We start from the raw sequence: 10,051 nt of genomic DNA, 5'->3' as shown, positions 1-10,051 counted from the left end.
GGCGCCTCGCGGTGATGGCGAACTATTTCGAGCACGCGCTGACCCTGCCGCTCGCCTATCACACGCAGACCCATTCCGGCCGTGTGCTCAAGGTGATGCTGGAAGGCACCAGCGGCATGTGGGCGCTGTGGCTCTCCTTCTTCCGTGAACATTGCGCCAGCCTCGTCGCGCTCTTCGTGCTGCTGCCCTTCACCCTCTGGAAGAATTGGCAGCTCGGCCTCCTGCTGATCGCGCTGGTCGTGCTGTTCGGCACGCTGACGGCCTATGTGCTGCGCAAGACCGACAAGCTGCAGAGCAATGTCGAAGGCTATCATTCCAGCCTGGCCGAACGGGCCTCCGATGCGCTGGGCAACGTGCCGGTGATCCAGAGCTTCACGCGCATCGAGGCGGAGGTTCGCGGCCTGCGCTCGACCATCGCCAGCCTGCTCGAGGCGCAGCTGCCGGTCCTGTCCTGGTGGGCGATCGCGACGGTGGCGACGCGCGCCTCGGCGACGCTGACCGTGCTGGCGATCTTCGTCGTCGGTGCCTGGCTCCTGATGCAGGGCCTCACCACCGTCGGCGAGATCGTGACCTTCATGGGCTTCGCCACCATGCTGGTCGGCCGGCTGGAGCAGATCGTCGCCTTCGTGAACTTCATCTTCATGCAGGCGCCGAAGATGCGCGAGTTCTTCGAGGTTCTGGACACGCTGCCGGCGGTGCGCGACCTGCCCAGCGCGCCCGATGCGGGACGGCTTTCGGGCGCGGTCGCCTTCGAGAACGTATCGTTTTCCTATGACGGCAAGCGCACCGCGGTGCGAGACGTCTCCTTCTCCGTCTCGCCGGGCGAGACCATCGCCATCGTCGGTTCGACCGGCTCGGGCAAGTCGACCACGCTCGGCCTGCTGCATCGCGCCTTCGACCCGCAATCGGGGTCGATCACCGTCGACGGGCAGGACATCCGCGAGATCTCGCTGATCTCGCTGCGGCGGAACATCGGCGTCGTCTTCCAGGAGCCGATGCTGTTCGCCCGCACGATCCGCGAGAACCTGAGCGTCGGCAAGCCCGACGCGACGGAGGAGGAGATGATGGAGGCGCTCGACCGGGCGCAGGCGACCGAGGTGATGGCGCGCCAGACCGACGGGCTCGACACGCTGGTGGGGGAGCGCGGCCGCACCCTCTCGGGCGGCGAGCGCCAGCGTCTCTCGATCGCGCGGGCGCTGCTGAAGAACCCGCCGATCCTGATCCTCGACGAGGCGACCTCGGCGCTCGATGCCGCCACCGAGGTCAAGCTTCAGAAGGCGCTGGAGGAGGTGATGAAGGGCCGCACCACCTTCGTCATCGCCCACCGCCTCGCCACCATCCGCAATGCCGACCGCATCCTCGTCTTCGAACAGGGGCAGGTGATCGAGATGGGGTCGTTCGACGAACTGGTCGCCAAGGGCGGCCGCTTCGAGGCGCTGGCGCGGGCGCAGTATCTCGTCACCGACAAGGCGGCCGCGCTATCGGAGGAGGCTGCGAGTCCGCTGGCGCGGACCCTCGCGCTCGACTGATCCCGCAGGGTCCGCGCGCGGAGGCAACCGCGTCGCGGTCAATGCGTTGAGCCCGTGAGGGTCGCCGCGCGCGGCCCTTTCGTATTTCAGCACCTGACCGGGCGCCAGCCCCATCGATCGAGGACATCTTTCTCTTGCCCGTCACCATCCTCCGTCTCGCCTGCGCCTGGGCGACCGTCGCCGCATTCCTGCTGTTCGGAGAGGTCCTGCTCGCACGGCTCGGTGAACCGCTCGCCTCGGCGCTGATCTTCGCCTGGCTGCTCGGGATCATCATCTGGGCGGCCTTCGGCGTGGTGCATGAGGCTGAGGTTCTGGCCGGGCGGCTCGGCGAGCCGTTCGGCACGCTGATCCTGACGCTCTCGATCGTCATCATCGAGGTGGCGCTGATCTCGGCCGTCATGCTCGGCGCCAAGGGCGCCCCGACGCTCGGGCGCGACACGATGTTCGCGGTGCTGATGATCGTGCTCAACGGCGTGGTCGGCATCGGCCTGCTGGTCGGCGGGCTGCGCCATTTCGCGCAGAGCTACAACATGAAGGGCGCCTCGTCCTATCTGGTCGTGATCATTCCGCTGACGGTGATCCCGCTGGTACTGCCGAACTTCACCACCTCGACTGGCGAGGGCACGCTGACGATGCTGCAATCGGTCAGCTTTTCCATCTTCACGCTTGCTCTCTACGGAGCCTTCCTCGTGCTGCAGACCGGGCGGCATCGCTCCTTCTTCGTCGAGCCGACGAGCGAGCAGGCGCCGCCGATTCGCTCGGCCCCGCACGGCCGGGCGCCCGATTCAGAGGAAATCGAGATCGTCGAGCATGACGGGCACGAGGATCCCGGCGGCGCGACGTCGACGCATCTTCTCCTGCTGCTTGCCAACATCCTTCCCATCGTGATCCTGGCGAAGAGCCTCGCCGTGGTGCTCGATTTCGGCATCATCCAGCTCGGCGCCCCGGTGGCGCTCGGCGGCATCCTGATTGCGATGGTGGTGTTCACGCCGGAATGCATCGCGGCCTTGCGCGCGATCAGTGCCAACCAGCTCCAGCGCGCGATCAACCTCTGGCTCGGCTCCGCCGCCTCGACGCTGGGGCTGACCGTGCCGGCCGTGCTGGCGATCGGCCTGTTCACCGGTCAGGAGGTCGTGCTCGGTCTGTCCGACGCCAATATGATCATCCTGGCGATGACGCTGCTGCTGTCGACACTGACCTTCACCGGCACGCGCACGACGATGCTGGAGGGCGCCGTGCATCTGAGCGTGTTCTTCGTATTTCTGGTGCTGGTGTTCAGTCCGTAGGCGTCTTCGAACCACGTTCCGCCTGCCCGCCGAGCGGCAGAGACGCGCCTGCGACCCATCGGGAGCATGCGCGGTCGGGGCGAGCCGGCGACGCCCTGGACGATCAGGGCAAGGCGTCGAGCGCGGTCAATCGGTCGTGAGCGCCGCGATCGGCGCCGTCAGCGTGAAGACGACGCCCGCCGGCTCGTAGGCGATCTTCGAGATGCCCTGGACGGAGCTCGCCAGGGCCTTCTCGATCATGCGCGATCCGAAGCCCCTGTGGATGGGAAACGCGACAGGGGGGCCGCCGATCTCCTGCCAGCGGAAATGGAATTCGTCGGCGGTCATCGACCAGCCGATGGCGATGCGCCCGTCATCTCGGCTCAGGGCGCCGTATTTCGTGGCGTTGGTCGCCAATTCATGCAGCGCGAGAGCCATCGCCAGAGCCATTTTCGACGCGAGCTCGACCTCCGGCCCGTTCATGCTGAATTGCGCTGCGTTGCAGTGAGCTTTCAGCGTTTCGCCGATCAGGAAAGACAGGCTGGCGCGCGCCCAGGCCGACTGGGTCAGCACGTCCTGGGCGGCGCTCAACGTGCCCAGTCTGGCGAGAAACAGCGCCTTGACTTTCTCCGTCTCGTCGCCGCCCCGCAGGGTCTGGTTCGCGATCGCCTGAATCATGGCGATCGTGTTCTTCATGCGGTGCTTCAGCTCGAGCGCGAGCAGCCGCTGCTGCTCTTCGGCGGCCTTGATCGCGGAGATGTCCCGCGACACCGAAAGGATGTTCTCGACACGGCCCTGGGCGTCGAGGATCGGGGAGACCTGGACGTCCCAATAGCGCGGATTGCCGGCAGCCGTATTCGCTGCGCCTTGGAAGCGCGCGCTCCGGCCCGCCCTTGCTTCGTCGAGGGCATGCAGCGCATCCGCATTGCCCTGACCCTGCCAAAAATCCGGCCAGGGGCAGCCCTTGAGCGCATTGAAGTCGCTGACCTCCATGGTCCGCTGTCCACCTTCGCTCATGAAGGACAGCGTGCCATCGAGCGCGATGACCTTGATGCAGTCGTCCGAGGCCGCCAACAGGCTCCGCATAAAGCGGGCATCACTCAGTTCAGGTGTCACCAGGCCCCCAGTCCCACCATGCATGTCGCTATGCGGGCTTATCGCATGGGCCTGCCATGCCGCCAATTCGGCTGCGCTGTCATTTTACATATCGGTCGAACGCGTCCGCGCAGCCTTGTGCTGGCGCCTGTGCGATTCCACCGCGATGCGGCGTCTCACAAACAGACCAGCCCCGTTCTGATCAATGCGCCTGCCCGTTGGTGGCCAACTCCGCCTCGATGAACGCCGTGACCTCCTCCGCCGCGACGCCATGCGCGATGAAGCTCTGGCCGATGCCCCGCGTCAGAATGAAGGTCAGCACGCCGCGGCGGACCTTCTTGTCCTGGCCCATCGCGCCGACGATCTCCTGCGCCGTGCCGGCGCCGCCCGGCACCTGCTGGAGCGTCGAGGGCAGGCCGACGGCGTCGAGATGGCGCGCGACGCGGGTCGCGTCCTGGCCGGAGCAGAGCCCCAGACGTTGCGAGAAGCGGAAGGCGAGTGCCAGCCCGATCGCGACCGCCTCGCCATGGACGAGGCGGGTGGAGTCGTAGTTCGTGAGCCGCTCCAGCGCATGCGCGAAGGTGTGGCCGAGATTGAGCAAGGCGCGGTCGCCCTCCTCGCGCTCGTCGCGGGCGACGATCGCGGCCTTGGCCCGGCAGGAGACCGCGACGGCATGGTCGCGCTCGGGTCCGCCGGCGATGATGCGGCTCCAGTTGACCTCGCACCAGTCGAAGAAGGCGACGTCGTCGATCAGCCCGTATTTCACCACCTCGGCATAGCCGGCCTTGAACTCGCGCTCGCTCAGCGTATCGAGCAGGGCGGTGTCGGCGATCACCAGCGCCGGCTGGTGGAAGGCGCCGATCAGGTTCTTGCCATGGCCCGAATTGATCCCGGTCTTGCCGCCGACGGAGGAATCGACCTGCGCCAAAAGCGTCGTCGGGATCTGCACGAAGCGCACGCCCCGGCGCAGCACCGCCGCCGCGAAGCCGGTGAGGTCGCCCACCACGCCGCCGCCGAGCGCGATGACGAGGTCGTCGCGCTCGATCTTGGCCGCCAGCAGCGCGTCGCAGAGGGCGGTGAACTGGGCATAGGATTTGGTCGCCTCGCCCGGCGGCACGGTGATGCGGGTGAAGCCGATGCCCTCCTGCTGCAGGCAGGCCTCCAGCGCCGGGGCGTGGAGCGGGCCGACGCGCTCGTCGGTGACGACAGCGACCTTGGCGCCCGGCGCCATCGCGGCGATCAGGGCTGCGGCCTCGCAGAGCTGGTGGCGGCCGATATGGATGTCATAGGCGCGGCCCTCCAGCGCGACCGGAACCGTGATCCTGGCGCCGGGCGTCGGGGCGGGGGTGGTCATGGTGCGGATATCCGGTCGGGAGGGATGCGCAGATGCCGGTCGAGCGCAGCCAGCGCCGCCGTCACCACGACGTCATGGGGGTCGTCGCGCGAGAGCAAGGTGAGATCGGAGAGCGCATAGACCGGCTCGCGCTCGGCCAGCATCCGCCGCAGCGTCGCCTCGGGGTCGGCGGTCTGCAGCAGGGGCCGGTTGGAGCGCTTGCGGACGCGGCGCATCAGCACCTCGGGCTCGGCCTTGAGCCAGATCGAGATGCCGAGATCGGCGATGCGCGCGCGGGTCTCGGCGTTCAGGAAGGCGCCGCCGCCGGTCGCGAGCACGAGCGGCGCGCGCGTCGTCAGGATGCGGCTGATGACGCGGCGCTCGCCGTCGCGGAACTCGCTCTCGCCGCGCTGCGCGAAGATCTCCGGGATCGTCATGCCGGCGGCGGTCTCGATTTCGGTATCGGCATCGACGAAGGGCAGGCCGAGCCGCGTCGCCAGGCGGCGCCCGACGGAGCTCTTGCCCGAGCCCATCATGCCGACGAGCACGATCGCCCGCGGGCCGATCGCCGCCCGCAGGGCCGCCGGGTCCGGGCCGATATCCTCACCTCGTGGCTGGTCGAGCGTCTCGACGATCGTCATAGCGATGGAAGCCTTGTCTTCAGCGCCCTTTAACATGAGCCGTCACACAACGTCAGGCCCCGTGCCGCATTTTGCGGCGCTTGTGGCCTTGCCGTCCTTGCCGGCATCCGCCATCTCCCGAAAGATGGCCGGCGCCATTGCAGCCACAGCCTCAAGGGTTCGCCTCACCGTGCCGACGCTGTTTCGATTCGTCGCCTTCCTGGCCCTGCTCGGCGGACTCGTCTTCGGCGGCATGGTCGCCCTCGTCGCCTTCGTCAAACCGGAGCCGCGCGAGATGATCGAGGTCGTGCCGCCCTCGCGGCTGCAGCCGAAATGAGCCGGATCGCGCAGGCGCGGCGCAACGGCTTCCTCGACATGCTCGCCGCCGAGCGCGGCGCCGCCCGCAACACGCTCGACGCCTATCAGCGCGACATCGACGACTATCTGGAGTTTCTCGGCGGGCGGGCGCTGGAGGCCGCGACGGCCGACGACATCCGCGGCTGGCTGGCCGATCTCTCGGCGAGGGGGCTCAAGGCCTCCTCCGCCGCACGCCGGCTCTCGGCGGTGCGGCAGTTCCACCGCTTCCTCTACACGGAAGGGTTCGCCCCCAACGACCCGACAGCGTCGATCCAGGGGCCCCGGCTCGGGCGGCCGCTGCCGAAGGTGATCTCGGTCGCCGATGTCGAGCGGCTGATCGCGACCGCGCGGGAGGCCTGCGGGCGCGAGGGGTTGACGCCGGCCGCGCGGCTGCGGGCACTGCGAATGCGCTGCCTCATCGAGATGCTCTACGCCACGGGCCTGCGCGTCTCCGAGCTGATCGCGCTGCCGCTCTCGGCCGCGACCACGCGCGAGCGCTTCCTGGTGGTGCGCGGCAAGGGCGGCAAGGATCGGCTGGTGCCGCTGAACGAGCCGTCTCGCGAGGCGGCGCGGCTCTGGCTCGCGGCGCTGCGCGAGGCCGGGGCTGCGGAGACGCGCTGGCTCTTCCCCGCCGAGGGCGAGAGCGGGCATCTCACCCGCCAGGCCTTCGGACGCGATCTCAAGGCGCTGGGCGGGGCGGCCGGGCTGTCGGGCGACGCCTTGAGCCCGCATGTGCTGCGTCACGCCTTCGCCAGCCATCTGCTCCAGAACGGCGCCGATCTGCGCGTCGTGCAGGAGCTGCTGGGGCATTCCGACATCGCGACCACGCAGATCTACACCCATGTCCTCGACGACCGCCTGAAGAGCCTGGTGCGGGACCTCCACCCGCTGGCGGACGAAGCCTGAGAGAGCCCCATGACGACGACGCGCCTCACACCGCTCCCGCCCGAGAGCTTCCGCAGCAAGCCCTGGAAGAATGGCGGCGGCGTCACGCACGACATCGCCGATGCGACCGCGCCCGGTGCCGACCCGTCGGGCTGGGAGGGCATGGTCTGGCGGCTCGGGCGGACGGCGATCGTCCAGCCCGGCCCGTTCTCGGACCTCACCGGCTATGAGCGGCTGCAGGCGGTGATCGTCGGCTCGGGGCTGGTGCTGGAGGGCGCGTCGGGCGAGATCGACCTGCGCCGGCCCTTTGTGCCGGTGCGCTATGATGGCGGGCGGCCGTTGGTCAGCCGGCTGGAGAACGGGCCGGTCGAGGTCGTCAACCTGATCGTCGACCGGGCGCTGTGCAGCGCCGATCTCGCGGTACCCGAGCCGGGCGCAACGATCAGGCTGACGCCCGGCATCCACATCCTCTACGCGCCGGGCGAGGCCGTCACCGCTCGCTGCGACGATGCGGAGGTCACGGTTCCCGGCGGGCATGCTCTGCAGATCGATGCGGAGGCGGGCGTCTCGCTGACGGTCGAGGCGGGTCAGGGCCTCCTGGCGTCGATCCGCCTGCGCTAGAGCATGACCCGTAGGCTCTGAAACGCGCCGTCATCCCGGCCGTAGCGAAGCGGAGCGCCGGGATCCATCGGAGGGCGCACCGCTTTACGATGGATCCCGGATCAGCGCGGCTACGCCGCTTGTCCGGGATGACGACCCGTTTCGGGATGCCAAATGACCGTCGTCAGTCGCAGCGCAGCGGCACGGCCTTGCGCGGCAGTTCGCCGATGGCTGGGACAAACTGGCCCGTGACGGGGTCGAGCAGCATCAGCACGCCGGTGGCGACGGCGAAATAGGCGCCGTGCAGGTGCAGCCGGCCCTTGCTCTCGAGGATCTGCACGCAGGGGAAGGTGCGCAGGTTGGCCAGCGATTGCTGGATCGAGGAAAAGGCGAGGCGCTCGACATAGCCGTCCAGCGTCTCGTGGCGGCCGCGCCCGCCGGTGCGCTCGGCCGCGGGCGCGATCAGCGTGATCCATTTGCCGATGAAGTCGCCCGAGGAGAGCGGGCCCTGGGCATCGTCGGCGAAGGCGCGGATGCCGCCGCAGCGGCCATGGCCGAGCACGACGATGTGCTCCACCTTCAGCGCCTGCACGGCGTATTCGAGCGCCGCGGAGGTGCCGTGGAGCTGGTCGTCGGGCGAGAAGGGCGGGACGAGATTGGCGACGTTACGGACGACGAACATCTCGCCGGGCCGGGCATCGAAGATCACCTCCGGCGAGACGCGCGAATCGCAGCAGCCGATCAGCATGATCTTCGGCGTCTGGCCGGTCTCGGCGAGCTGCTCGTAGCGGTCCTTTTCGCGGTCGAAGCGATCGTCGAGGAAGGTGCGGTAACCCTCGGTCAGCCGCTCGGGGAAAGGGGATGCGGGCGTGTCCATGCCGTCTTCGAACAGGAGGCGAGCTCTTTCGTCAAGCGGATGCTGCGCTGCAGGAGGTGGCCTGCGTGCTCATCGCCGGGCGGCGATCGCCTCGAGACGGGCGCCGAGAGCCGTGGGGTCGCCGGCGATCGCCACCGTCTTGAGCCGTGCGCTGGCGCCGGCCGCCAGCGTCACCGCCGAGCGCGGCAGGTCGAGCGTGCGGGCGATCAGGGCGAGCAGGGAGGCATTGGCCTCGCCCTCGCTCGGGGCGGCCCGCACGCGTGCCTTCAGCACGGGCCGGCCGTCCGACAGGATCTCGATACCGTCGATCGCGTCGCGCCCGCCGCGTGGCGTCAGCCGCACGGACAGGCGCAGGCCGTCGACGGCAGCGGTCCAGGGCCGGGCCCCGGCCGCGGACGCCACCTCAGAAGACGGCCGGGTAGAGATACAGGACGATGACGCGCTCGATGAAGAAGATGAGCAGCAGCAGGATGATCGGCGAGATGTCGATGCCGCCCATGTTGGGCAGCATGTTGCGGATCGGGCGCAGCAGCGGCTCGGTGATCCGGTAGAGCATGTCCCAGACGGTCGAGACGAACTGGTTGCGCGTGTTGACGACGTTGAAGGCGATCAGCCAGCTCAGCACGGCCGAAATGATCAGCAGCCATGTGTAGATCTGCAGGGCCAGCAACACCACGTCGAGAACGGCACGCATCGGGAATCCTCTGGATCGTCGTTGGCCGGTGCCCGCCGCCGCGTGCGCCGCAAAACTCATGGCGCAAGCGATTGACAGACACGCGACGCAGGGCCTAGAAGGCCAGCGCCTCGGGGCTGTAGCTCAGTTGGGAGAGCGCTGCAATCGCACTGCAGAGGTCAGGGGTTCGAATCCCCTCAGCTCCACCAAGGCTTTCGAAACGGGCCCTTCGCGCCGGTTCCGTGGTCTTGGTGGGAGCCCCCACCCCAGCTTCATTCCGCTGTTGTCCGTACCGTTGCGGCGCCCTTCCGGGCGCCTGAGACGGTTGCCCGCGCGCGGGCTCAGGCGCGCTCGAACTCGGCGTCATAGGCTGCCGCCAGCATGGCGTGGCAGGCCCGGGCCTGTTCGCGCACGGCGTCCAGCGTGACATGGTTGGCGATGTCGATCAGGTCGCGCAGGGCGAAATCGACCGCCGAGAGCAGATCGATCTCGGCGCCGGGCAGAACCTCGTCCCGGGCCGGCGGAAGCCGAAACTGCAAAACCTGTCCCATATCACTCTCACTGTTGGCGAATCGCCTGCAGTGTGGCGCGAGCGGGGTCAGCAATCGGTTAATGCGGCGCCGATGCTTCAGTTCTGGATGAAGTTCGTCGGCAGCGGCCTGACCGCCGGGCCGCTGAACGAGCCGGTGCGGGCGTCGCTGGGCTCGGCATGGCTGAAGCCGAGCGCCGCGGCCGGGCTCGGGCCGGCGATCGGCGCGGTCACGGGCGCCGTCGTCCGGGCGCGGGCGACGGTGACGCTGCGCCCGGCGGGCGCGGG

Annotated in this window: 13 protein-coding genes and 1 tRNA gene; 6 read left to right on the top strand and 8 right to left on the bottom strand. The window is 68.7% G+C overall.

Annotated elements, in window-relative coordinates:
- The coding region (locus Q8M82_RS00145) for a glucan ABC transporter ATP-binding protein/ permease (RefSeq protein ID WP_305689374.1) at positions 1-1,529 on the top strand (1,529 nt) is incomplete at its 5' end.
- A 134-nt stretch (positions 1,530-1,663) separates the two neighbouring features.
- Positions 1,664-2,815 carry a calcium:cation antiporter gene (locus tag Q8M82_RS00140; protein WP_305689373.1) on the top strand — a complete coding sequence of 384 codons (1,152 nt, stop codon included), beginning with the start codon at positions 1,664-1,666 and terminating at the stop codon, positions 2,813-2,815.
- Positions 2,816-2,941: 126 nt separating this feature from the next.
- Here the strand turns inward: Q8M82_RS00140 and Q8M82_RS00135 are convergent, their stop codons facing one another.
- The 3 genes from Q8M82_RS00135 to Q8M82_RS00125 all read right to left on the bottom strand — a co-directional run bounded on the left by Q8M82_RS00135 (position 2,942) and on the right by Q8M82_RS00125 (position 5,863).
- Positions 2,942-3,880 carry a sensor histidine kinase gene (locus tag Q8M82_RS00135; RefSeq protein WP_305689372.1) on the bottom strand — a complete coding sequence of 313 codons (939 nt, stop codon included), beginning with the start codon at positions 3,878-3,880 and terminating at the stop codon, positions 2,942-2,944.
- Between the two features lie 211 nt (positions 3,881-4,091).
- The gene (aroB, locus tag Q8M82_RS00130; protein ID WP_305689371.1) at positions 4,092-5,243 is read right to left on the bottom strand and encodes a 3-dehydroquinate synthase; all 1,152 of its coding nucleotides are present in this window, start codon (positions 5,241-5,243) and stop codon (positions 4,092-4,094) included.
- The gene (locus tag Q8M82_RS00125) at positions 5,240-5,863 is read right to left on the bottom strand and encodes a shikimate kinase (protein ID WP_305689370.1); all 624 of its coding nucleotides are present in this window, start codon (positions 5,861-5,863) and stop codon (positions 5,240-5,242) included. Before Q8M82_RS00125 ends, aroB begins: the two co-directional genes overlap by 4 nt.
- A gap of 169 nt (positions 5,864-6,032) precedes the next feature.
- Between Q8M82_RS00125 and Q8M82_RS00120 the strand changes: the two genes are divergently transcribed.
- The 3 genes from Q8M82_RS00120 to Q8M82_RS00110 are packed head-to-tail and all read left to right on the top strand — an operon-like array spanning position 6,033 to position 7,705.
- Positions 6,033-6,179 carry a histidine kinase gene (locus Q8M82_RS00120; protein WP_305689369.1) on the top strand — a complete coding sequence of 49 codons (147 nt, stop codon included), beginning with the start codon at positions 6,033-6,035 and terminating at the stop codon, positions 6,177-6,179.
- Complete coding sequence (locus Q8M82_RS00115; RefSeq protein ID WP_305689368.1) at positions 6,176-7,105, top strand: site-specific tyrosine recombinase XerD; 930 nt, start codon at positions 6,176-6,178, stop codon at positions 7,103-7,105. Before Q8M82_RS00120 ends, Q8M82_RS00115 begins: the two co-directional genes overlap by 4 nt.
- A 9-nt stretch (positions 7,106-7,114) precedes the next feature.
- Positions 7,115-7,705, top strand: coding sequence for a HutD/Ves family protein (locus Q8M82_RS00110; RefSeq protein WP_305689367.1), 591 nt, complete (start codon positions 7,115-7,117; stop codon positions 7,703-7,705).
- 163 nt (positions 7,706-7,868) lie between these two features.
- Here Q8M82_RS00110 and Q8M82_RS00105 read toward each other — a convergent pair whose 3' ends face one another.
- The 3 genes from Q8M82_RS00105 to Q8M82_RS00095 form a co-directional block, all read right to left on the bottom strand.
- A complete protein-coding gene (locus tag Q8M82_RS00105; RefSeq protein ID WP_305689366.1) occupies positions 7,869-8,561 on the bottom strand; it encodes a carbonic anhydrase in 693 nt (230 codons plus the stop codon).
- A 69-nt stretch (positions 8,562-8,630) separates the two neighbouring features.
- Positions 8,631-8,963, bottom strand: coding sequence for a DUF167 family protein (locus tag Q8M82_RS00100; protein ID WP_305689365.1), 333 nt, complete (start codon positions 8,961-8,963; stop codon positions 8,631-8,633).
- Position 8,964: 1 nt separating this feature from the next.
- Positions 8,965-9,255, bottom strand: coding sequence for a YggT family protein (locus Q8M82_RS00095; protein ID WP_305689364.1), 291 nt, complete (start codon positions 9,253-9,255; stop codon positions 8,965-8,967).
- 112 nt (positions 9,256-9,367) lie between these two features.
- On the opposite strand from Q8M82_RS00095, the gene Q8M82_RS00090 reads away from it, so the two are divergent.
- A tRNA-Ala gene (locus Q8M82_RS00090) sits at positions 9,368-9,443 on the top strand.
- A gap of 132 nt (positions 9,444-9,575) precedes the next feature.
- Here Q8M82_RS00090 and Q8M82_RS00085 read toward each other — a convergent pair.
- Together Q8M82_RS00085 and Q8M82_RS00080 are read right to left on the bottom strand one after the other, a co-directional pair.
- Positions 9,576-9,785 carry a hypothetical protein gene (locus Q8M82_RS00085; RefSeq protein ID WP_305689363.1) on the bottom strand — a complete coding sequence of 70 codons (210 nt, stop codon included), beginning with the start codon at positions 9,783-9,785 and terminating at the stop codon, positions 9,576-9,578.
- Positions 9,786-9,862: 77 nt separating this feature from the next.
- Positions 9,863-10,051: hypothetical protein (locus Q8M82_RS00080; RefSeq protein ID WP_305689362.1), on the bottom strand; the 189-nt coding region annotated here is incomplete at its 5' end.

The sequence above is a fragment of the Allobosea sp. genome, from assembly GCF_030694325.1.
Classification (GTDB): domain Bacteria; phylum Pseudomonadota; class Alphaproteobacteria; order Rhizobiales; family Beijerinckiaceae; genus Allobosea.
Note: the sequence above shows the minus strand (reverse complement) of the source record. Positions and strands in the feature narration are given on the sequence as shown.